Here is a 20,311-nt window from a genome sequence, read left to right on the forward strand (position 1 = left end):
GTTCACCCGGCGCCCTGCAACTCCCCGCGCGCTTTCGCGGCCGAAACCTGGCGGATGGCGTCTGCCAGGACGCTCGTTTCCTGCGCGCCCATGACGGCATATCTGCCCTCGAGCAGGAAGCAGGGCACGCCGGTGATGCCCATGCGCGATGCGGTGGCGATCTCGGCCAGCACCTCGTCCTTGTCGGCGTCGGTGGGAAGCAGCGTCTCCACCACGGCCGCGTCCATGCCGGCGTCCCGGGCGGCAGCGATCAGCACGGCGGGGTCGCCGGTGTTTCCGCCCTGTTCGAAGTAGCGGCTGAAAAGATTGTCCACCAGCCGGTTCTGCACGTCTTCGCCCGCCGTGCCGGCCCAGCGGATGACGCGATGGGCGTCGAGCGTGTTGGGCGCGACCTTAATGGCCTCGAAGTCGAAGGAAATGCCGTCCACCGCGCCAAGCGAGACGAGGTTCGCGTGGACCTGCTTCAGCCGTTCGTCGTCGCCGAACTTGGCCTGCATATAGGCCTTGCGCTCCAGCCCCTGCGGCGGGATCGAAGGGTCGAGCTGGTAGGGCCGCCACCGCACGTTCACGTCGATGCCGGCGGCGGCGATGGCTTCGCGCAGCCGCCTTTCGCCGAGAAAGCACCAGGGGCATACGACATCCGAAACGACATCGACGCTGATGGAAACCGGATCGCTCATCGCTCGTCCTTCCGTGAAGGTCATTTCGGCTTATGCCACCAGGTGGGTAGCTGATAACCGAATATGGGCGTCTTTTGCGGATGGTTCAGATAATTCCAGTAGGCGATCCATTGTTCGCCGTTGTGCTGCATGGGCACCATATAGGCGCCGGAGATCAAAAGCCGGTCCAGCACGCGCACGGCCGCGACGTAATCCTCCTTGGTGCGGGCGTTGAGCATGGCCTCGATGGCGGCGTCGATGGCCGGGTCGGCGACCCCGGCCAGGTTGAAGGAGCCGGCGGCTTCTGCCGAGGACGAGCCCCAGCGGCCGATCTGCTCGATGCCGGGCGACAGCGAGTTGTTGAAGCCGCTGGCGCCGATCAGCGCCTCGAAATCGAAGCGCTGCTTGCGTGACTGGATCTGGTCGCCGTCCAGCGAGCGGATCGTCACCGCGATGCCGAGCTTGCCCAGCGTGCGCTGGTAGAGCGCGGCCAGCCGCTCCTCCTCCTGCGAGGCGGTGAGGATTTCGAAGCCGAAGGGCTTGCCGTCGGGGTCGAGCATCTGGCCGCCCTCGATGCGGTAGCCGGCGCTCTTGAGCAGGTCGAGCGCCGCCTTGAGCGCCTTGCGGTCCTGTCCCGAACCGTCGGTGACGGGCGGACGCCACGTGCCGTCCATCACGTCGGGCGGCACGCGGCCGGGGAAATGGGCGAGCAGCGCCTTTTCCTTCTCGCTGGCCGGATGGCCGAGCGCGGAAAGCTCCGAGCCCTGCCAGTAGCTCATGGTGCGGGTGAACCGGCCGCCGAACAGGTTCTTGTTGGCCCATTCGAAGTCGTAGAGCATGCCGAGCGCGCGGCGTACCACCGGGTTCTTGAACTTCGGCAGCCGCGTGTTGAACAGGAAGCCCGTCACCACCGGCGGTATGCCCGTCTGGAAGGTCTCGGCCACCACGTCGCCGCGCTTGAAGGCGGGAAAATTCATGTCGCGCTCGCGCTTGACCGGATCGGTCTCGGTGTCGATGGCGCAAAGCCCCTTCTTGAAGGCTTCGAGCTGGGCATTGGCGTTGAGGAAATACTGGATGGTGATCCGGTCGAAATTGTCGAAGCCGCGCTTGGAGGGAATGTCCTTGCCCCAGTAATCCGGATTGCGCTTGAACACGATGCGATCGCCGGGCTTCACCTCGGCGACCGTATAGGGACCGCTGCCGATCAGCGGCTTCAGTGTCGTGCGGTCGAAGGTTTCCTTGTCGAAGGCATGCCTGGGCAGGATCGGCGTGAGCGCGATGATGAGCGGGAATTCCCGGTCGGCCTTGTCGTTGAAGGTGAACTTGACGCTGCGCTCGCCGGTCTTCTCGATCCTCGCGATCTTCTTCATGCGATCCGAATAGGGCGGCCGGCCCTTCTCGGTGAAGACGTCGTAGGTGAAGAGCACGTCCTCGGGCGTCACCGGCTCCCCGTCCGACCATTTCGCCTTCGGGTCGAGATGGAACTCGATCGTCCTGCGGTCCTCGCTCATGTCGGCCGTGTCGGCCAGGAGGCCGTAGAGGCCGAACGCCTCGTCGGCGTTGCGCTGCATCAGCGGCTCGAAGACGAAATTGCCGTAGACCGTGTCGATCATGCCGCGCGCGGTGGTGCGCAGGCTTTTCAGGATGAACGGGTTGAGATTGTCGAAGGAGCCGACCACGCAATAGGTGACGTCGCCGCCCTTCGGCGCGTCGGGGTTCACATAGTCGAAATGGCTGAAATCGGCCGGCAGTTCAGGCTCGCCCTGCATGGCGATGCCGTGTTTCGGTTCAGCGGCGAGGGGCGAGGCGCAAAGCAGGAGCAGCGACAGGGCGGCAGTCAGCCGGGGGAGGATGCGGCCCATCTCGGGTCCTTCAAGCGAGTCGATGATTCGCGCAGAACACTAGCACGAGGTGCGGCGGGACTGTGTTCTGCGGTCGAAAATGGCGTTTGCGGGCTGGATTCGGCCGGGCGGGCAGTGTAACACGCCGGGCGAAGTCATTCTGTTGCCTCATTTCGGCAAGAGGTAGCACGTCGCAAGGCGCGAGGAAGCCGGCCGCAGGATTTTTTCAGAGGAATTGCACCATATGACGAGCCTGAACAGCAATGCGTTTCGCCTTTCGGTCATGGCCGCGGGCGTCGTCGGTTTCCTGGGCGCCGGCCTTGCCGCCGCGTCCGCCCAGCAGCAGATCCCGCAGGGCTGGTTCAAGGCCTGCTCCAAGCAGGAAGACGTCGACATCTGCAACGTGCAGAACATCACCACCGCCAACACCGGCCAGCTCATCACCGGCATCAGCCTGATCGACCTGCGCGGCAAGGTGAACCGCAAGGTGTTCCAGGTCACCGTGCCGACCGGCCGCATGGTGCCTCCCGGCATCGCGCTGCAGATCGACGGCGGCAAGGCCCAGAAGCTCGACTACGTCATCTGCTTCCCCGACCGTTGCGTCGCCGAAGTGCCGATGACCGACCAGCTCGTCGCCTCCTTCAAGAAGGGATCGGAACTGACGCTCACCTCGGTCAATTTCCAGAACCAGCCGAACCCGATCAAGGTCTCGCTGCAGGGCTTCTCGGGCGCCTTCGACGGCCCGCCGCTGAAGCAGTCCGATCTTGAGGACCGCCAGAAGAAGCTCCAGGACTTCGTGTCCAAGAACAACGAGGACTTCGCCAAGAAGCTCAAGGAAGAGCAGGAAAAGGCCAAGACCGGCAACTGATCCGGCTTTCCGGCCTGACGGCGCAGCCTCAGGACCGAATTTGCAAAAAAGGGCTCCGGCGTCGCCGGGGCCCTTTTTCTTTGGCCTGTCAGAATGCGATCCTCAGCCGAGGTTCGGAGCGCTTCTTCGGCAGGATCGCGCGGAAGCGGGCCGGGCGGGCTTTCGCCGCGACACGCCGAAGGCGGCTATCGCCGGCAGGCAACAAAAAAGGCCGCCCGAGGGCGGCCTTTTCGATGTGCGGTTTCGCGGCGGCTGGCGCTTCGAAAATCCGATCCCAGGCGCGTTTTAGCGCTTGGAGAACTGGAAGCTGCGGCGGGCCTTCGCCTTGCCGTACTTCTTGCGCTCGACCACGCGGCTGTCGCGGGTCAGGAAGCCGCCCTTCTTGAGCACGCTGCGCAGCGCCGGCTCGTAATAGGTCAGCGCCTTGGAGATGCCGTGACGGACCGCGCCGGCCTGGCCGGAGAGGCCGCCGCCGGCAACGGTGGCGACGATGTCGAACTGGCCGTCGCGGTTGGCGGCGACGATCGGCTGCTTCAGGATCATCTGCAGCACCGGACGCGCGAAATAGGCCGCGAATTCCTTGTCGTTGACGATGATCTTGCCGGAACCGGGCTTCACCCAGACACGGGCGATGGCGTCCTTGCGCTTGCCGGTGGCATAGGCGCGGCCCGACTTGTCGAGCTTCTGGACGTGGACGGGTGCGGCCGGCTGGGTCGACTGGGCGACCGTGCCGAGTTCTGCGAGCGAGGAAAGCTCAGCCATTATCAAGCCCTCTTGTTCTTGGCGTTCAGCGCGCCGACGTCGAGCGTCTCGGGCTGCTGGGCGGTGTGCGGATGCTCGGCGCCTGCATAGACGCGGAGGTTCTTCATCTGGCGACGGCCGAGCGGGCCGCGCGGGATCATGCGCTCAACCGCCTTCTCCACCACGCGCTCGGGGAAGCGGCCTTCGAGCAGCTGGCGCGCGGTGCGCTCCTTGATGCCGCCGGGATGGCCGGTGTGCCAGTAGTAGACCTTGTCGGTGTACTTCTTGCCGGTGAACACCACCTTGTCGGCGTTGATGATGATGACGTTGTCGCCATCGTCGACATGGGGGGTGAAGGTCGGCTTGTGCTTGCCGCGAAGACGGTTGGCGACGAGAGAGGCGAGACGGCCGACGACGAGACCTTCGGCGTCGATCAGCACCCACTTCTTCACCACGTCCGCAGGCTTCTGCGAAAAGGTTGTCATGGATCTTGCTTTCGGTTCGGACCCGTTCCGGCAGGTGCCGGAAAAAGGGCGTTTCTTGTTGCTTGCATTGGCGATGGCGAAAGCCGGCCGCCAATAACGAAACGGCGGCCTTTGCGGGCCGCTGTTCCGATGGCGCTTATAGGGCAGGGCGCGAGGCGCGTCAAGCGGATCAAAACCCGTCATATCCCATAAAACGCAAGAATAACAGGTGGATAGGATCGAGGTATTATTTTACCTCATATCCTGCCGCTTCGGAGGGATGGAATAGGTGCCGGTCGCGTAGGCCACCGTGTGGCCGTCCGCTCCCGCGACGATGTCGATGTCGAACACCATCAGGCTCCTGCCCAGCTTCAGGATGCGGCAATGGCCCTCGATCGGCCCGGCCTCTGCCTTGCGCATGAAGTTGATGTCGAGATTGGTGGTGACCGACAGCGCATCCGGCCCGGCATGCGAGAGCACGCAGGCATAGCCGCCTATGTCGGCCAGCGTGAACAGCGAAGGTCCCGACACGGTGCCGCCGGGCCTGAGATGCCGGTCGTCGGCGTTCAGCCGAACCGTGCAGCCGCCGGGAAAGACCTCGACCGTCTCGTAGGAGTTGCCGCCGGAATTGAGCTGCGGGTAGGCCGCGTTCATGAGTTCGTCGACTTCGCGCGCGGTGAGCACCGGCTTGAGATCGGCCTGGATCGGCATTCCTTCCCTCCGAAATGGCAGGCGGGCGTTGCCGGGCCACCGAGAAAACACTGCTGAAGGGTGTTCTTCAACCGATGCCGTGCTAGTTTTTTCGCCATGGGCCGCGTGGCGGCCGCAAGAACCGGAGTATTGCCGTGGCCGAGGTCGTCGCCATCAAGACCAGTGTTCCTCGAGGGCCGGTCGCGGCCTCGCAGGCGGACGGCATCCTGCGCCTCACCCTCGCCAATCCGCCCGCCAACGCGCTTTCCCTGGCCGTAATGGCCGCCCTGAAAGGGGAGATCGACAAGGCCCGGAACGACAAGACGGTGCGGGTGATCGTGCTTGCCGCCGCTGGCAAGGTGTTCTGCGCCGGGCATGACCTCAAGGAGATGACCGCGCACCGCGCCGATGCCGACCGGGGCAGGGCCTTCTTCGAACGCACCTTCGCCGAATGTTCGGCGCTGATGCAGGCCATCGTCAACAGCCCCAAGCCGGTGATCGCGGAGGTGGACGGGCTGGCGACCGCGGCCGGGCTCCAGCTCGTGGCGAGTTGCGATCTGGCCATCGCCACGCAGGACTCCGCCTTCTGCACACCGGGCGTCAATATCGGCCTGTTCTGCTCGACGCCCATGGTGGCGCTGTCGCGCAACGTCTCGCGCAAGCAGGCGATGGAGATGCTTTTGACCGGCGAGACCATCGACGCCGCCACCGCCAGGGAGTTCGGCCTGATCAACCGCGTCGTGCCGCGCGAATACTTGAATCAGGTCGTGACCAGATACGCGCAAACCATTGCTTCCAAATCGGCTTTGACGCTCAAGGTGGGCAAGGAGGCCTTTTATGCGCAGGCCGAGATGGGGTTGGCCGAAGCCTATGACTACACGGCCCGAGTCATGACCGAGAACATGCTGGCGCGCGATGCCGAAGAGGGCATCGGCGCCTTCATCGGCAAGCGCAAGCCCGAGTGGAAGGGGGAATAGGTGGAACCGCGAATCTCCATCGTCACCATTGCGGTCGACGATCTCGCGCGCGCCTCGGCCTTCTATGGGGCGATGGGGTTGAAGCGTCACCGCATCGATGACGGCGTCGCCTTTTTCCAGATGGGCGGTGCGATCCTGTCCTTGTTTCCCAGGCAGAGCGCTGAGGCAGACGCCGGCATCCGCTTCGGCGACGGGCCGTCGCGTGTCTACCTCGCCTACAACACGCGCTCGGAAGCGGAAGTCGAGGAGGTGCTGGCACGGGCCGAAAAATCCGGCGGCCGCGTCGTCAAGCCGGCGCAGCGCGCCTTCTGGGGCGGGTGGTACGGCTATTTCGCCGATACCGAAGGCAACCTGTGGGAAGTGGCCCACAATCCGGATTTCCCGATCGATGCGGAAGGCCGCATCTCTCTGCCGGAATGAACGAGGCTCCGTCTTCCAGGGCGGACAATGGCCTGTTCTGGCGTGTCGAGGAAGCCTGCCGCGCGGCATGGCCCGCCGAATCCGAGACGGTCGTGGACGGCTGGCTGCTGCGACGCTCGGGAGGCCAGACCCGCCGGACCAATTCCGTCAACCCGCTGCCCGGACGGCGCGGGGCGGGCCCCGAGCTTTTCGACGCCGCCGAAGCCCATTATCGCCGCCACGGCCAGGTTCCGATCTTCCGCGTGACGGATTTCGCGCCCGACCTGTCGCGGGAGCTTCATCGCCGGGGATATTCCGTGCAGGCGCAGACGCTGGCGTTGAAAGCGCGGTTCGACCGGCCCGGCGACTGGCCGGCCGACGGCGTCAGGCTGTCGGAAGCGCCGGAGCGGGACTGGATGGAGCTGCGCGACCGGCTGGCCGTGGACCCGACCATCTTCCGCGACATGGTGGCCCGGATACGCCACCCCAAGGCCTTCGCCTTCGCACGTGCGGAAGGGCGCACCGTGGCGATCGCCTTCGGCGTCGTCGTCAACGGCTTGCTGGTGGTGGAATCGGTGGCCACGCACCCGAATTTCCGCGGCCGCGGTCTTGCCAGGCGCGTGGTCGGCGCCCTTATGAACTGGGCGTGGCGGCGGGATGCGGCCGGCGCCTGCCTGCAGGTTCTGGCGGACAACGAACCCGCTCTGGCCGCCTATGCGGCGCTCGGCTTCGACGCCGAGCTTTATCGTTATCACTATCGTTTCGCACCGGATCCTTGATGAACCACGACGCCTACGACAACGCCTACATCGCCGATATCCTGAACACGGTCCGCACCATCGCCGTGGTCGGCGCGTCCGCGAACGACGTGCGGCCAAGCTATTTCGTGATGAAGTACCTTCTGGCCAAGGGCTACAGCGTGTTTCCGATCAATCCCGGCCAGGCCGGCAAGGAAATCCTCGGCCGCATGACTTATGCCAGGCTGGCCGACGTGCCGGAGCCCATCGACATGGTCGACGTCTTCCGCGCCTCCGCCGCCGTTCCGGGAATCGTGGACGAGGCGCTGGCGCTGGACCCGCCGCCCAAGGTGGTCTGGATGCAGCTCACCGTGCGCCACGACGAGGCGGCGGCAAAAGCCGAGGCCGCGGGCATCAAGGTGGTCATGAACCGCTGCCCCAAGATCGAATATGGCCGCCTGTCGGGCGAGATCGGCTGGAACGGCGTCAATTCCGGCGTCCTGTCGTCAAGGAAGCCGATACTTCGGCCCGGTTTCCAGAGCTTCGGCGTTCGCACGAAATAGGTCCGGGAACGAAATTTCGCCGCTTGCCCCGCTTTGCCTGCTGTTCATTGGGGGAACGGGCGAAATGGGGTATTTTCTTCTTTGCATTCGCCCGCAAGCTCGACCAAGAATGCGCGACCAAATTGGGCAGGGTGCCAACAGGGGAGTTATGTTCATGAGCCAGCGCACACCCGGTTTCAACACGCTCGCGGTGCATGCCGGGGCAAAGCCGGATCCGGCCACGGGCGCGCGCGCCACGCCGATCTACCAGACCACGTCCTATGTCTTCGAGGATGCCGACCACGCCGCTTCGCTGTTCGGGCTGAAGGCTTTCGGCAACATCTACACCCGCATCATGAATCCCACCCAGGCGGTGCTGGAGGAACGCGTCGCGGCGCTCGAGGGCGGCACGGCGGCGCTGGCCACTGCCTCAGGCCATGCCGCGCAGCTTCTGGTGGCGCACACGCTGCTGCGCTCGGGCGAGAATTTCGTCGCCGCCAGAAGGCTTTACGGCGGTTCGATCAATCAGTTCGGCCATGCCTTCCAGAATTTCGGCTGGGAGGTGCGCTGGGGCGACACCAACGAGATCGCCAGCTTCGAGGCGGCCATCGACGACAAGACCAAATTCATCTTCATCGAGAGCCTCGCCAACCCGAACGGCGAGTTCGTGGACATCGCGGCCATCGCCGAGATCGCCCACAGGAACGGCCTGCCGCTGGTGGTCGACAACACGCTGGCCACGCCCTACCTGCTGCGGCCGATCGAGCACGGCGCCGACATCGTCGTCCATTCGTTGACCAAGTTCATCGGCGGCCACGGCAATTCGCTCGGCGGCATCATCGTGGACGGCGGCACCTTCGACTGGTCGAAGTCCGGCAAGTACCCGATGCTGTCGGAGCCGCGCCCGGAATATGGCGGCATCGTGCTGCATGAGACCTTCGGCAATTTCGCCTTCGCCATCGCCACGCGCGTGCTGGGCCTGCGCGATTTCGGTCCGGCCATCTCGCCCTTCAACGCCTTCATGATCCTGACCGGGCTGGAGACGTTGCCGCTGCGCATGCAGCGCCATTGCGACAACGCCGCGACCGTTGCGGCATGGCTGTCCAAACATCCGAAGGTCGCCTGGGTTTCCTATCCCGGCCTGCCGAACGACAAGAATCATGCCTTGCAGAAGAAATATTCGCCGCTGGGCGCCGGCGCGGTGTTCACCTTCGGCCTGAAGGGCGGCTACGACGCGGGCGTCAAGCTGGTCGCCTCGCTGGAGCTGTTCTCGCATCTGGCCAACATGGGCGACACCAAGTCGCTGGTCATCCATCCGGCCTCGACCACCCATCGCCAGCTCTCCGACGAGCAGCGCACGGCGGCCGGCGCGGGTTCGGACGTGGTGCGTCTTTCCGTCGGCATCGAGGACGTCAACGACATCGTCGCCGACCTTGAGCAGGCGCTGGCCAAGGTCTGAGGAACCGTTCGCGAACTCTGCCCCGCTGGTCGCCGGCGGGGCGGAGTTCTTGAACACTCCTGGCGAAGGAAAGCCCATGACCGAGCCGAAGTTCCTGTCCCTCGACATCGCCGGCATCGAGCCGGAAGCGGGGGCGCCCGCGCCGGAGCGCCTGATTTTAGGCGATCCGAAGTTCCGCATGTGGAACCTCGAGGAGCGCGACGGCGGCCTTTATGCCGGCCTATGGGAATCGACGCCCGGCAAATGGCGCATCGAATACGACGAATGGGAATTCTGCCATATCCTCTCCGGCGTCTCCGTCATTGCGCAGGAAGGCGGAGAGGCCCGCACCGTGCGCGCGGGCGATTCCTTCGTGCTCAGGCCCGGCTTCAAGGGAAGCTGGGAAGTGGTTGAAACGACTCGCAAGGAATATGTGATCAAGCTGTGAGGCGGCGGCGGCTCACGCATCGACCGGCAGCGCTTCCAGCCCGTGGAAATGATAGGTGTCGCGGAAGCGAGGCTGCCCGGCCAGCCTCAGATCCGGCAGCCTGTCGAACAGCGTCTTCAGCGACACTTGCAGTTCCAGCCTCGCCAGCGGCGCGCCGATGCAGAAATGGATGCCGGCGCCGAAGGACACGTTCTTCTGGTCCGGCCGTCCGGGATTGAATTTGCCGGGTTCGGCGAAGGCTGCCGGGTCGCGATTGGCCATGCCGAGCAGCAGGCCGACCTGCTCGCCGGGTTTCACGACGATACCGGGCGCGGCCTCCATCTCCTGATAGGCATAGCGCGTGAACATGTGCAGCGGTGCGTCGAAGCGCAGGCACTCCTCGACCGTGGCCGTCACCGCTTCCGGTGTCTGGAAGAACCGGCGCGGATCGCCGCCCTGCATGAGCAGGCAGCGCACGGCGTTGCCGGTCTGGTGCACGGTCGCCTCGTGGCCGGCGTTGAGCAGCAGGATGGCCGAGGACACCATCTCGTCCTCGGTCAGCTTCTGGCCGTCCTCCTGCGCTGAGATCAGCAGCGACAAAAGATCGTCGCCGGGTTCCTTGCGCCGCTCGGCCACATATCCGCGCAGGAAGTCCGAGAATTCGCGCGCGGCGCGGTCGGCGGCCACTTCCGTATTCCGGTCGCGGCCATGCATGTACATGGCCACCATCTGGTGCGACCAGTCGAGCAGTTGCGGCCCCATCTCCACCGGTACGCCGAGCATCTCGGCGATGACGGTGATGGGCAGCGGCGCGGCATAGGCCGGCAGGAGGTCTATCGGTCGGCTTTCGAAGCGGTCGATCAGCTCGTTGGCCAGGGCCTCGATGCGCGGGCGCAGCCGTTCCACCTGCCGCGACACGAAGGCGCGGTTGACCAGCGTGCGCAGCCTTGTGTGCACCGGCGGCTCCAGTTCCAGCAAGGAATTGGCCTCGACGGCGTCGAAGCCCGCAAGATGCGAACGGTCCGCGCCGATGTCGCGGCTGTCGGGAATGCCCGAAGGGTTCTGCCGGCCGAAGCGGCGGTCGCGCAGCAGGCGGTTGACGTCGTCATAGGCGCCGAAGCACCAGAAGCCGAAATCCTCCCAGAAGAAGGCCGGCCCCGCCGCGTGCAGCCATGCATAGGCCTCGTAAGGGTCCTGCACGAAGGCCGGTTCGTGCGGATCGAGCCGCAGGCGGCGCGTGGCGGGATCGAAGGAAAGATAAGACGGTGGCGGCATGGTTTCGCTCATGCTGGATCACTATCCCGCCTTGCCCCGCACAGGCTAGCCCGTATGTTTGTCTGCTCCGACGCAATGGATTGAGCCAGCGGCTCGCAAAGAGGCAGATCGGCATGAATGTGATCGTTGTGGGGGCCGGCATCGCCGGTCTTTCGACCGCCTGGTCGCTGGCGAAGGCGGGGCATGACGTCTCGATCGTGGAGCAGGGACCCATCCCCAACCCGCTTGCGGCTTCCGGCGACCACCACCGCATCATCCGCCGCGCCTATGGCACGGCCGCCGGTTACGGCCGTCTCATCACGGAGGCCTATGAGGCGTGGGACGAATTGTGGGCCGATCTCGGCGAGGATCATCTCGATGCGCGCGGCTTCCTGTGCATATCGCGCGAGGAAGGCGACGAGGCCGAGCAATACCGGGACGGCCTGATCGCGGGCGGCTTCCCGCTCGAAATGTTCGAGCCTGGCGAGGCCGTGCGCCGCTGGCCGTTCCTGGAGCCGGGAAGCTTCCGCTACGCGTTCTTCTCGCCCGAGGGCGGGGCGCTGCATTGCCGGAAAATCGCGTCGGGCATCGTGAAATGGCTGCGCGCCAACGGCGCGAACGTTTTTGAGAACAGCAGGGTCACGGACGTCGACGCCGACGCCGGCCGCGTGACGCTGGCGGACGGTGGGACCATGCAGGCCGACAGGATCGTCGTCACCGCCGGGGCGTGGGTGCTCAAGCTGTTCCCGGAGCTGGACGGCGAACTGAAGACCTTCCGCACCGCGCTGGCCTATGTCGAGCCGCCGGCGGACCTGAAACCCGCATGGGAGAAAGCTCCCATCATCCTCGATGTCGGCGGCAATATCGACGGCTACATGATCCCGCTGACGCGCGGCGCCGGCATGAAGTTCGGCTCGGGCCTGCACAAGGTGCGCACCAGCGACGCGGACTGGAACCGCGAGCCTGTGGAGGGAGAGGGCGAGGCGATCCGCAACCTGTTCTCGCCGCCCATCGCCCGCATAAGCGAATACCGCATCACGGAGGTGGTCACCTGCGCCTACACCTTCACCGAGGACGAGAAGTTCTTCGCGCGGCAGAAAGGCAGGTGCCTGATCGTCTCGGCCTGCTCCGGCCACGGCTACAAATTCGGCGCTTCCGTCGGCCGCCGTGTGGCCGCGGCGGTCGCGGACGGGGACGTGGAAGGATTGACGCGCTGGCTGCGCGCCGAAACGGTGTGATGCCCGCCGCGGAAATCCTTAAACGGTAACCTTTATTCCCGCCTGTCAGGTGATCGCCATGGTCACCCTTGCGCAAGGGTGAGCCGGCATCCTATCTACGGAACAACGATCCAGGACGATTCCGCCATTTGAAATCCCCGCAAGCAAGGGACACACGATGAGAGACCCCATCGAAACCTACATGAACCTCGTTCCGATGGTTGTCGAGCAGACCAACCGCGGCGAGCGCGCCTACGACATCTTCTCGCGCCTCCTGAAGGAGCGCATCATCTTCATCACCGGTCCGGTCGAGGACGGCATGGCGACGCTCGTCTGCGCGCAGCTTCTCTTCCTCGAAGCCGAGAACCCGAAGAAGGAAATCAACCTCTACATCAACTCGCCCGGCGGCGTGGTGACCTCCGGCATGGCCATCTACGACACCATGCAGTTCATCAAGCCCGCCGTGTCGACGCTCTGCATCGGCCAGGCCGCCTCGATGGGCTCGCTGCTCCTGACGGCCGGCCACAAGGACATGCGCTTCGCCACGCCGAACGCGCGCATCATGGTGCACCAGCCTTCCGGCGGCTTCCAGGGCCAGGCGTCCGACATCGAGCGCCATGCCCAGGACATCATCAAGCTGAAGCGCCGCCTCAACGAGGTCTACGTCCAGCATACCGGGCGCGACTATGAAACGATCGAGCGCACGCTCGACCGCGATCATTTCATGACGGCCGACGAAGCCCGCGATTTCGGTCTGATCGACAAGGTCATCTCGACGCGCGAGGCGACGGAAACCGTGAGCGAATAGCCTTCGGAGGTGGCCGAAAGACCGCTTGACACGCTTTTGAGTATCTTTGCGTCATTTCGGCCACAATTGGCTGTTTCCTCGGCTGGCACGATTGCCTACGTTAAGGCTATGTTGAGTTTCGACGGCTTAGCGTCATGCTGGGTCGTTGCGAATCGCTGCCGCGTTTCTGATCGGTATTGTGTACGGAATGCGTTGCGGGAGCCGGGGTGAGCCGGCGGCGGCGGGTTGCCGCGATGGACTGCGTAGACGCCCTTGCCAATTCACCGGCGGGCGCCAGGAAAGGACGGGACGATGAGCAAGGTCAGCAACGGCGGCGGTGATTCCAAGAACACGCTCTATTGCTCGTTCTGCGGCAAGAGCCAGCACGAAGTGCGCAAGCTGATCGCCGGTCCCACCGTCTTCATCTGCGACGAGTGCGTCGAGCTTTGCATGGACATCATCCGCGAGGAGAACAAGACCTCGATGGTGAAGTCGCGCGAGGGTGTTCCCACCCCGCAGGAAATCCTCAAGGTGCTCGACGACTATGTCATCGGCCAGCCTTATGCCAAGCGCGTGCTGTCGGTGGCGGTCCACAACCACTACAAGCGCCTGGCGCATGCCGGCAAGAACAACGACGTCGAACTGGCGAAGTCGAACATCCTGCTGATCGGCCCGACCGGCTGCGGCAAGACGCTGCTGGCCCAGACGCTGGCGCGCATCATCGACGTGCCCTTCACCATGGCCGACGCCACGACGCTGACGGAAGCCGGCTATGTCGGCGAGGACGTCGAGAACATCATCCTCAAGCTGCTGCAGGCGGCCGACTACAATGTCGAGCGCGCCCAGCGCGGCATCGTCTATATCGACGAGATCGACAAGATCAGCCGCAAGTCGGACAATCCCTCGATCACCCGCGACGTGTCGGGCGAGGGCGTGCAGCAGGCGCTCCTGAAGATCATGGAAGGCACCGTGGCCTCCGTGCCGCCGCAGGGCGGCCGCAAGCACCCGCAGCAGGAGTTCCTGCAGGTCGACACGGCCAACATCCTGTTCATCTGCGGCGGCGCCTTCGCCGGGTTGGACAAGATCATCTCGGATCGCGGCCGCAAGACCTCGATCGGCTTTGCCGCGACGGTCGCCTCGCCGGAGGATCGCCGCACCGGCGAGCTGTTCCGCCAGGTGGAGCCGGAGGATCTGCTCAAGTTCGGGCTGATCCCCGAATTCGTCGGCCGTCTGCCGGTTCTGGCGACGCTGGAGGATTTGGACGAGCCGGCCCTGATCCAGATCCTGACCGAGCCGAAGAACGCCCTGGTCAAGCAGTACCAGCGCCTGTTCGAGATGGAGAACGTGGACCTGACCTTCCACGAGAACGCGCTTTCGGCCATCGCCAAGCGTGCCATCGAGCGCAAGACCGGCGCGCGCGGCCTGCGCTCCATCATGGAAGCGATCCTGCTCGACACCATGTTCGAGCTGCCGGCGCTGGAAGGCGTTCGCGAGGTGGTGATTTCGGAGGAAGTGGTGTCCGGAAACGCCCGGCCGCTCTACATCTATTCCGACACCAAGGAAAAGAAGGGCAACGTCAGCGCGTGATCGCGCTGACGCATAAGGTTGCCGAATTCCGGAATGGACGGCGGGCCGGCATTTGTCCGGGCGATGGCGTTTTGCCGGCAACTCGTGCCGTGGTCCCGGCCGGCGAACGAAGCCACTTGATATTCCGGTCCGGGGCCTCCACCTATCGTTCGAGGCCAGTGGCTGAATTCCGTGCTGACGAACCCCCCTCACAAAGGATGGTAGGCGGAACGACCCGCGGTCGTTAATATGAGATTCGCGGTTGGCCACGCGCGGCCGCGATAGAAAGGTTGGACAATGGCCAAGATAACCAGGTCTTCCGGCGACGGCGTTTTCGCCGTGCTGCCTTTGCGCGACATTGTCGTGTTCCCGCATATGATCGTTCCGCTCTTCGTAGGGCGGGAGAAGTCGATCAAGGCGCTGGAAGAGGTGATGGGTCAGGAGAAGCAGATCCTGCTCGCCACCCAGATGAATGCCGCCGATGACGATCCCGAGCCCGGCGCCATCTATGACGTCGGTACGCTCGCGAACGTGCTGCAACTGCTGAAGCTGCCGGACGGCACCGTCAAGGTGCTGGTCGAAGGCGCTTCGCGTGCCAGGATCGCGTCGTTCACCGACCGCATCGACTTCCACGAGGCGCGCGCCACGGTGCTGGCCGAGCCGGAAGAGGAAGAGGTCGAGATCGAGGCGCTGGCGCGCTCGGTGGTTTCCGACTTCGAGAATTACGTCAAGCTGAACAAGAAGATCTCGCCCGAGGTGGTGGGTGCCGCCAGCCAGATCGACGACTATTCCAAGCTCGCCGATACGGTTGCCTCGCATCTCGCCATCAAGATCCCCGAGAAGCAGGAGATGCTCGGCACGCTTTCCGTCAAGGAGCGGCTCGAGAAGGCCATGGGCTTCATGGAAGCCGAAATCTCCGTGTTGCAGGTGGAAAAGCGCATCCGCTCGCGCGTCAAGCGCCAGATGGAGAAGACCCAGCGCGAGTACTACCTCAACGAGCAGATGAAGGCGATCCAGAAGGAGCTGGGCGAGGGCGAGGACGGCCGCGACGAGGCCGCCGAGATCGAGGCGCGCATCAAGAAGACGAAGCTCTCCAAGGAGGCCCGCGAGAAGGCGGAAGCCGAGCTGAAGAAGCTGCGTTCGATGTCGCCGATGTCGGCCGAGGCCACCGTGGTCCGCAACTATCTCGACTGGCTGCTGTCGATCCCGTGGGGCCGCAACTCCAAGGTCAAGCAGGACCTCAACTACGCCCAGGAAGTGCTCGATACCGATCATTTCGGCCTCGACAAGGTCAAGGAGCGCATCGTCGAGTACCTGGCCGTGCAGAGCCGGCAGAAGAAGCTGAAGGGCCCGATCCTGTGCCTCGTCGGTCCTCCCGGCGTGGGCAAGACCTCGCTCGGCAAGTCGATCGCCAAGGCCACGGGCCGCGAGTTCGTGCGCATGGCGCTGGGCGGCGTGCGCGACGAGGCCGAGATCCGCGGTCACCGGCGCACCTATATCGGCTCGATGCCCGGCAAGGTCATCCAGTCGATGAAGAAGGCCAAGAAGTCCAATCCGCTCTTCCTGCTCGACGAGATCGACAAGATGGGCCAGGACTTCCGCGGCGATCCTTCGTCGGCGCTGCTCGAAGTGCTCGATCCGGAGCAGAACGCGACCTTCATGGATCACTACCTCGAGGTCGAGTACGACCTGTCGAGCGTGATGTTCGTGACGACGGCGAATACGCTGAACATCCCTGCGCCGCTGATGGACCGCATGGAGATCATCCGCATCGCCGGGTACACGGAGGACGAGAAGGTCGAGATCGCCAAGCGGCACCTGCTGCCCAAGGTGGTACGCGACCACGCGCTCCAGCCGAAGGAGTTCTCGGTCACCGATGACGCCATCCGCGCCATCATCCAGACCTACACCCGCGAAGCGGGCGTGCGCAGCCTGGAACGCGAGCTGATGAAGCTCGGCCGCAAGGCGGTGACGGAGATCCTGAAGACGAAGAAGAAGTCGGTGAAGATCACCAAGGATAATCTCGACGATTACCTGGGTGTGCAGCGCTTCCGCTTCGGCATGGCTGAAACCGACGATCAGGTCGGCGTGGTCACGGGCCTCGCCTGGACCGAGGTCGGCGGCGAACTGCTGACGATCGAGGGCGTCATGATGCCCGGCAAGGGCCGCATGACGGTCACCGGCAACCTGAAGGACGTGATGAAGGAATCGATCTCTGCGGCGGCGTCCTACGTCCGCTCGCGCGCCATCGATTTCGGCATCGAGCCGCCGCTGTTCGACAAGCGCGACATCCACGTGCACGTGCCCGAGGGTGCCACGCCGAAGGACGGTCCGTCGGCCGGCGTCGCCATGGCCACCGCGATCGTCTCGGTGCTGACCGGCATCCCCGTGAAGGCCGATGTCGCCATGACCGGCGAGATCACGCTCAGAGGCAGGGTCCTGCCCATCGGCGGCCTGAAGGAGAAGCTGCTTGCCGCGCTGCGCGGCGGCATCAAGAAGGTGCTGATCCCGGAAGACAATGCCAAGGATCTGGCGGAGATTCCGGACAACGTGAAGAACAACATGGAGATTGTTCCCGTTGCGCGGATCGGCGAGGTGCTTCGCCATGCGCTGGTCACGATGCCGGAGCCCATCGAGTGGGTCGAGCCGGTCGATGCCAGGCCGACGCCGGCGGAAGCGGGCGACGACGCCGGAGCCACCTTCGCGCACTGATTGCGCTTCATAGTGCGCCGCACAATCGAAAAGCCGGGCTTTGCCCGGCTTTTCCTTTGGAAAAAGCCCGGATTTCCGGGCTTTTTTCGCATTTTGCGGCTTGGTTGCAGCGCAGCTTCTTTCTAAAGTCCGTTGCCAGCCGGATGAGTCGATAGTTCCGGTTTTCTCATGGAAGGAATTTTTGATGAACAAGAACGAACTGGTGTCCGCCGTTGCCGAGCAGGCCGGTCTGGAGAAGGGGAAGGCGCAGTCGGCGGTCGATGCGGTGTTCGCCGTGATCACCGGCGAGTTGAAGAACGGTGGCGACGTCCGCCTCGTCGGGTTCGGAAACTTTTCCGTCTCGAAGCGCGCGGCTTCGACGGGCCGCAACCCGCAAACCGGTGCCGAGGTCAAGATCCCGGCCCGCACCGTCCCGAAGTTCTCGGCCGGCAAGGGCCTGAAGGACGCGGTCAACTAAGCCTGTCAGCGCAAGGCGCGCGTCTCGCGCTTCCACGGGAGCGGGAACGGACGCGCGATTTGCCTGTCTCTCCATGAGCGCCGGCGCGGATCAGGGGCCGCACCGGTACGGCGCAGGCATATTTCGCATCACCGTCGCGGCATCGCTTCGGAAGGGCGAAATGGAGGCGGCGCGCCGGTCTTGCGGAAGTAGCTACGCTTCGCAGCGGTCCTGCAAAAGGAAAAGCCGGGTTTTGCCCGGCTTTTCTTTTGCAGATGTTCCGCAGTCCGCCCTTTTCGGGCCATGCGCCTGTCCAGCCGATCGATCCGGCCCCTTTTGGGGGGTCATGGAGTGAAGATCGCCCGGCGCTCCGAAGCTTTTATGACGGGGCTTTTCCGCCGTTCTTCTTGCAGTCGGCGCGGAATTTCTCGCGAGCCTTTCCATGAAGGCCCTTGGCGTCGGCCAGCGACGAGCATTGCTTGGAAATCGCGGTCTTCTCCGGCGACATCGCCGCTTTCGGCTTCTTCGTGGTTGCCGGCGCCATGGTTGATGTGGCCGCCGGAGCGCTGGTCGTCGTGCTGGTGGAAGCGGCGTATGCCCCGCCGGTGACGAAGCCGACGACAGCGATCGAGGCTAGAATGCTTGCAATCCTCATTGCGAACTCCCTCATTGCGAACTCTGTTGAGAAATCCCGGCCCGGGTCGAAGCTAGCACCGGGCTGAAAACGCGCCAGTCCGCCGCGGCCCCGCAAAGTCAGCAAATTTTCGTTACCGGATGTCGCTGGTGCCGTGGTCGAGCGCTATTGCGCCTGTGGCTGGGGAGTGGCTGCGGGCTGGTGTTGGACCTGCTGCTGGTGCTTCAGCTTGCGGGCGGCCATCTGCTTCTTGTGCAGTTCATGCCCGGCAATGCAGCCGCCCATTGCTCCCAGAACGCCGTGGTGGCCCGCATAATGGCCGGCCACGCCGCCGGCGACGGCGCCAGAAATGTACCCAACCGCGCCGGCCTCAGAGGCGGGCAAGGCAAATGCCGAAACGAGCGCTCCGGCCATCAACAGCTTCTTCATGGATCGACCCCGATGAGAGTTGAGCCGATAATCGATCCTGGCGAGTTTGGCGCGATTGCGGCCTGAGCGGCCGCTCCCGGGAACGTGATCGAAGGCCAGCGGAAAATGCTGCCGCGGTGCCGCGCGCCGTGCCCGAGAACCAACGATGAGTTCCGTGGGGCAAAAAGAGCCGAAAAGACCTAGATGGGAAAGAAATGGCGCGAGTGACGGGGCTCGAACCCGCGACCTCCGGCGTGACAGGCCGGCACTCTAACCGACTGAGCTACACCCGCGCTTTGACGAACACGTGTCAGCCGTGTGCGTCGTTGCGGGGCTGGATAAGGGGTTCGCCGCAGGGTGTCAAGCGGGCCGGAGCCGCATAATTGCAAACCAGCAAAGGTTTTTTTCGGCGGCGCCGGACAGCGGGGTGCGCGGCGGCACGGCGGCGTCATTTGGCCTTGCGAAGCCGCGCTGAACTGCTTAAAGCTCCGCGCCGTGCGGGCGATTAGCTCAGTTGGTAGAGCGCTTCGTTTACACCGAAGATGTCGGCGGTTCGAGTCCGTCATCGCCCACCAATAGCCTTGGAACTCCGCCCGGAGCATCGGAACATGCTTCATGGAGTGAGGGTCGCGGCCTGCCAGGCAAATCTTCTCCGGGGAGGAAGTCCATGAAAACGGTTTCGATCGCGAAGTCCCACGGCGGCCAGCAGGGGGTGTATTCCCATGCTTCCGATATATGCGCCGCAGAGATGACCTTCGCCGTCTTCGTGCCGCCGCAGGCGCAGCAGGGGCCGCGCCCGGTGCTGTGGTATCTGTCGGGCCTCACCTGCACTCATCAGAACGTCATGGACAAGGGCGAGTACCGGCGCCTGGCTGCCGAACTCGGCCTGATCGTGGTGTGCCCGGACACCAGCCCGCGCGGCGAGGATGTGCCGGACGAAAAGGACAATTGGCAGTTCGGCTGCGGTGCCGGCTTCTATCTCGACGCCACGCAGGCCCCTTACGCCCGCAACTACCGCATGTATTCCTATATCACGCAGGAACTGCCGGCGCTGATCGCCCGCGAATTCCCGGCCGACATGAGCCGGCAGGGCATATTCGGCCATTCCATGGGTGGCCACGGCGCGCTGACCATCGCGCTCAGGAACCCGGAGCGCTTCAGGAGCTGTTCCGCCTTCGCGCCGATCGTGCATCCGATGACCGCCGGGTGGTCGAAGCCGGCCTTCGAGAAATATCTCGGCCCGGACGAGGCCGCATGGCGCGCCTATGACGCGGTCGCCCTCATCGAGGACGGCAAGCGGTTTCCGGAATTGCTCGTCGACCAGGGCACCAAGGACGGTTTCCTCGAGGAAGGGCTGCGCCCGTGGCTGCTGGAGGAAGCGTGCGGCAAGGCGGGCATTCCGCTCGACCTGCGCATGCAGGAGGGTTACGACCACTCCTATTTCTTCATCTCGACCTTCATGGACGACCATCTCGCATGGCACGCCCGGCGGCTGAACGGCTGACCGGAACTTC

Annotated in this window: 21 protein-coding genes and 2 tRNA genes; 15 read left to right on the forward strand and 8 right to left on the reverse strand. The window is 64.4% G+C overall.

Annotation, left to right across the window (positions count from 1 at the left end; genetic code table 11):
* Nucleotides 1–2: 2 nt before the first annotated feature.
* Both QU595_RS05140 and QU595_RS05145 read right to left on the reverse strand, forming a co-directional pair.
* Nucleotides 3–680, reverse strand: a complete 678-nt coding sequence (locus tag QU595_RS05140) for a DsbA family protein (RefSeq protein WP_315919603.1) — start codon at nt 678–680, stop codon at nt 3–5.
* Between the two features lie 20 nt (nt 681–700).
* On the reverse strand, nt 701–2,521 hold the full coding sequence (locus QU595_RS05145) for an extracellular solute-binding protein (protein WP_315919604.1): 1,821 nt from the start codon (nt 2,519–2,521) through the stop codon (nt 701–703).
* Between the two features lie 223 nt (nt 2,522–2,744).
* On the opposite strand from QU595_RS05145, the gene QU595_RS05150 reads away from it, so the two are divergent.
* Entirely contained in the window at nt 2,745–3,368 is a 624-nt protein-coding gene (locus QU595_RS05150) for an invasion associated locus B family protein (protein ID WP_315919605.1), read from the forward strand.
* Nucleotides 3,369–3,653: 285 nt separating this feature from the next.
* On the opposite strand, the gene rpsI is transcribed toward QU595_RS05150, so the two are convergent.
* From rpsI to QU595_RS05165, 3 genes are all read right to left on the reverse strand, one after another.
* A complete protein-coding gene (gene rpsI / locus QU595_RS05155) occupies nt 3,654–4,130 on the reverse strand; it encodes a 30S ribosomal protein S9 (RefSeq protein ID WP_315919606.1) in 477 nt (158 codons plus the stop codon).
* Nucleotides 4,131–4,132: 2 nt separating this feature from the next.
* On the reverse strand, nt 4,133–4,594 hold the full coding sequence (gene rplM, locus QU595_RS05160) for a 50S ribosomal protein L13 (RefSeq protein ID WP_315919607.1): 462 nt from the start codon (nt 4,592–4,594) through the stop codon (nt 4,133–4,135).
* A 231-nt stretch (nt 4,595–4,825) separates the two neighbouring features.
* The gene (locus QU595_RS05165; RefSeq protein ID WP_315919608.1) at nt 4,826–5,284 is read right to left on the reverse strand and encodes a PaaI family thioesterase; all 459 of its coding nucleotides are present in this window, start codon (nt 5,282–5,284) and stop codon (nt 4,826–4,828) included.
* A gap of 134 nt (nt 5,285–5,418) precedes the next feature.
* Here QU595_RS05165 and QU595_RS05170 point away from each other — a divergent pair, with 134 nt between their 5' ends.
* From QU595_RS05170 to QU595_RS05195, 6 genes are all read left to right on the forward strand, one after another.
* A complete protein-coding gene (locus QU595_RS05170) occupies nt 5,419–6,240 on the forward strand; it encodes an enoyl-CoA hydratase (protein WP_315919609.1) in 822 nt (273 codons plus the stop codon).
* Complete coding sequence (locus QU595_RS05175) at nt 6,241–6,660, forward strand: VOC family protein (protein WP_315919610.1); 420 nt, start codon at nt 6,241–6,243, stop codon at nt 6,658–6,660.
* Nucleotides 6,657–7,418 (forward strand): GNAT family N-acetyltransferase, encoded by a 762-nt coding sequence (locus QU595_RS05180; protein ID WP_315919611.1) that lies wholly within the window; start codon nt 6,657–6,659, stop codon nt 7,416–7,418. The genes QU595_RS05175 and QU595_RS05180 overlap by 4 nt, the downstream gene beginning before the upstream one ends.
* Nucleotides 7,418–7,939, forward strand: coding sequence for a CoA-binding protein (locus QU595_RS05185; protein WP_315919612.1), 522 nt, complete (start codon nt 7,418–7,420; stop codon nt 7,937–7,939). The genes QU595_RS05180 and QU595_RS05185 overlap by 1 nt, the downstream gene beginning before the upstream one ends.
* Before the next feature lie 154 nt (nt 7,940–8,093).
* Nucleotides 8,094–9,377, forward strand: coding sequence for an O-acetylhomoserine aminocarboxypropyltransferase (locus QU595_RS05190; RefSeq protein ID WP_315919613.1), 1,284 nt, complete (start codon nt 8,094–8,096; stop codon nt 9,375–9,377).
* Nucleotides 9,378–9,453: 76 nt separating this feature from the next.
* Complete coding sequence (locus QU595_RS05195) at nt 9,454–9,804, forward strand: cupin domain-containing protein (RefSeq protein WP_315919614.1); 351 nt, start codon at nt 9,454–9,456, stop codon at nt 9,802–9,804.
* A 12-nt stretch (nt 9,805–9,816) separates the two neighbouring features.
* On the opposite strand, the gene QU595_RS05200 is transcribed toward QU595_RS05195, so the two are convergent.
* Nucleotides 9,817–11,070, reverse strand: coding sequence for a cytochrome P450 (locus QU595_RS05200; protein WP_315919615.1), 1,254 nt, complete (start codon nt 11,068–11,070; stop codon nt 9,817–9,819).
* A 101-nt stretch (nt 11,071–11,171) separates the two neighbouring features.
* On the opposite strand from QU595_RS05200, the gene QU595_RS05205 reads away from it, so the two are divergent.
* The 6 genes from QU595_RS05205 to QU595_RS05230 all read left to right on the forward strand — a co-directional run bounded on the left by QU595_RS05205 (nt 11,172) and on the right by QU595_RS05230 (nt 18,477).
* The gene (locus QU595_RS05205; RefSeq protein ID WP_315919616.1) at nt 11,172–12,275 is read left to right on the forward strand and encodes an NAD(P)/FAD-dependent oxidoreductase; all 1,104 of its coding nucleotides are present in this window, start codon (nt 11,172–11,174) and stop codon (nt 12,273–12,275) included.
* A 157-nt stretch (nt 12,276–12,432) separates the two neighbouring features.
* Nucleotides 12,433–13,062 carry an ATP-dependent Clp endopeptidase proteolytic subunit ClpP gene (clpP, locus tag QU595_RS05210; RefSeq protein WP_315919617.1) on the forward strand — a complete coding sequence of 210 codons (630 nt, stop codon included), beginning with the start codon at nt 12,433–12,435 and terminating at the stop codon, nt 13,060–13,062.
* Between the two features lie 291 nt (nt 13,063–13,353).
* A complete protein-coding gene (gene clpX / locus QU595_RS05215; RefSeq protein WP_315919618.1) occupies nt 13,354–14,628 on the forward strand; it encodes an ATP-dependent Clp protease ATP-binding subunit ClpX in 1,275 nt (424 codons plus the stop codon).
* Nucleotides 14,629–14,904: 276 nt separating this feature from the next.
* Nucleotides 14,905–17,319, forward strand: coding sequence for an endopeptidase La (gene lon, locus QU595_RS05220; protein WP_315919619.1), 2,415 nt, complete (start codon nt 14,905–14,907; stop codon nt 17,317–17,319).
* Nucleotides 17,320–17,503: 184 nt separating this feature from the next.
* Nucleotides 17,504–17,776 (forward strand): DNA-binding protein HupB, encoded by a 273-nt coding sequence (gene hupB, locus QU595_RS05225; protein WP_315919620.1) that lies wholly within the window; start codon nt 17,504–17,506, stop codon nt 17,774–17,776.
* A gap of 458 nt (nt 17,777–18,234) precedes the next feature.
* Nucleotides 18,235–18,477 carry a hypothetical protein gene (locus QU595_RS05230; RefSeq protein WP_315919621.1) on the forward strand — a complete coding sequence of 81 codons (243 nt, stop codon included), beginning with the start codon at nt 18,235–18,237 and terminating at the stop codon, nt 18,475–18,477.
* Between the two features lie 77 nt (nt 18,478–18,554).
* Here QU595_RS05230 and QU595_RS05235 read toward each other — a convergent pair whose 3' ends face one another.
* Nucleotides 18,555–18,818: a hypothetical protein gene (locus QU595_RS05235; protein WP_315919622.1), complete on the reverse strand. Its 264-nt coding sequence runs from the start codon at nt 18,816–18,818 to the stop codon at nt 18,555–18,557.
* A gap of 195 nt (nt 18,819–19,013) precedes the next feature.
* Nucleotides 19,014–19,090, reverse strand: a tRNA-Asp gene (locus QU595_RS05240).
* 206 nt (nt 19,091–19,296) lie between these two features.
* On the opposite strand from QU595_RS05240, the gene QU595_RS05245 reads away from it, so the two are divergent.
* Nucleotides 19,297–19,372: transfer RNA gene (locus tag QU595_RS05245), tRNA-Val, on the forward strand.
* Between the two features lie 92 nt (nt 19,373–19,464).
* The gene (gene fghA, locus QU595_RS05250; RefSeq protein ID WP_315919623.1) at nt 19,465–20,301 is read left to right on the forward strand and encodes an S-formylglutathione hydrolase; all 837 of its coding nucleotides are present in this window, start codon (nt 19,465–19,467) and stop codon (nt 20,299–20,301) included.
* Nucleotides 20,302–20,311 lie beyond the last annotated feature (10 nt).

The sequence above is a fragment of the Mesorhizobium sp. SP-1A genome (assembly GCF_032460275.1).
GTDB lineage: Bacteria > Pseudomonadota > Alphaproteobacteria > Rhizobiales > Rhizobiaceae > Mesorhizobium.

What these genes read in the sequence shown, in the direction of transcription:
- QU595_RS05140 (WP_315919603.1), bottom strand. Translation starts at nt 680, where the DNA reads ATGAGCGATCCGGTTTCCATCAGCGTCGATGTCGTTTCGGATGTCGTA.
- QU595_RS05145 (WP_315919604.1), bottom strand. Translation starts at nt 2,521, where the DNA reads ATGGGCCGCATCCTCCCCCGGCTGACTGCCGCCCTGTCGCTGCTCCTG.
- QU595_RS05150 (WP_315919605.1), top strand. Translation starts at nt 2,745, where the DNA reads ATGACGAGCCTGAACAGCAATGCGTTTCGCCTTTCGGTCATGGCCGCG.
- rpsI (WP_315919606.1), bottom strand. Translation starts at nt 4,130, where the DNA reads ATGGCTGAGCTTTCCTCGCTCGCAGAACTCGGCACGGTCGCCCAGTCG.
- rplM (WP_315919607.1), bottom strand. Translation starts at nt 4,594, where the DNA reads ATGACAACCTTTTCGCAGAAGCCTGCGGACGTGGTGAAGAAGTGGGTG.
- QU595_RS05165 (WP_315919608.1), bottom strand. Translation starts at nt 5,284, where the DNA reads ATGCCGATCCAGGCCGATCTCAAGCCGGTGCTCACCGCGCGCGAAGTC.
- QU595_RS05180 (WP_315919611.1), top strand. Translation starts at nt 6,657, where the DNA reads ATGAACGAGGCTCCGTCTTCCAGGGCGGACAATGGCCTGTTCTGGCGT.
- QU595_RS05185 (WP_315919612.1), top strand. Translation starts at nt 7,418, where the DNA reads ATGAACCACGACGCCTACGACAACGCCTACATCGCCGATATCCTGAAC.
- QU595_RS05190 (WP_315919613.1), top strand. Translation starts at nt 8,094, where the DNA reads ATGAGCCAGCGCACACCCGGTTTCAACACGCTCGCGGTGCATGCCGGG.
- QU595_RS05195 (WP_315919614.1), top strand. Translation starts at nt 9,454, where the DNA reads ATGACCGAGCCGAAGTTCCTGTCCCTCGACATCGCCGGCATCGAGCCG.
- QU595_RS05200 (WP_315919615.1), bottom strand. Translation starts at nt 11,070, where the DNA reads ATGAGCGAAACCATGCCGCCACCGTCTTATCTTTCCTTCGATCCCGCC.
- QU595_RS05205 (WP_315919616.1), top strand. Translation starts at nt 11,172, where the DNA reads ATGAATGTGATCGTTGTGGGGGCCGGCATCGCCGGTCTTTCGACCGCC.
- clpP (WP_315919617.1), top strand. Translation starts at nt 12,433, where the DNA reads ATGAGAGACCCCATCGAAACCTACATGAACCTCGTTCCGATGGTTGTC.
- clpX (WP_315919618.1), top strand. Translation starts at nt 13,354, where the DNA reads ATGAGCAAGGTCAGCAACGGCGGCGGTGATTCCAAGAACACGCTCTAT.
- lon (WP_315919619.1), top strand. Translation starts at nt 14,905, where the DNA reads ATGGCCAAGATAACCAGGTCTTCCGGCGACGGCGTTTTCGCCGTGCTG.
- hupB (WP_315919620.1), top strand. Translation starts at nt 17,504, where the DNA reads ATGAACAAGAACGAACTGGTGTCCGCCGTTGCCGAGCAGGCCGGTCTG.
- QU595_RS05235 (WP_315919622.1), bottom strand. Translation starts at nt 18,818, where the DNA reads ATGAAGAAGCTGTTGATGGCCGGAGCGCTCGTTTCGGCATTTGCCTTG.
- fghA (WP_315919623.1), top strand. Translation starts at nt 19,465, where the DNA reads ATGAAAACGGTTTCGATCGCGAAGTCCCACGGCGGCCAGCAGGGGGTG.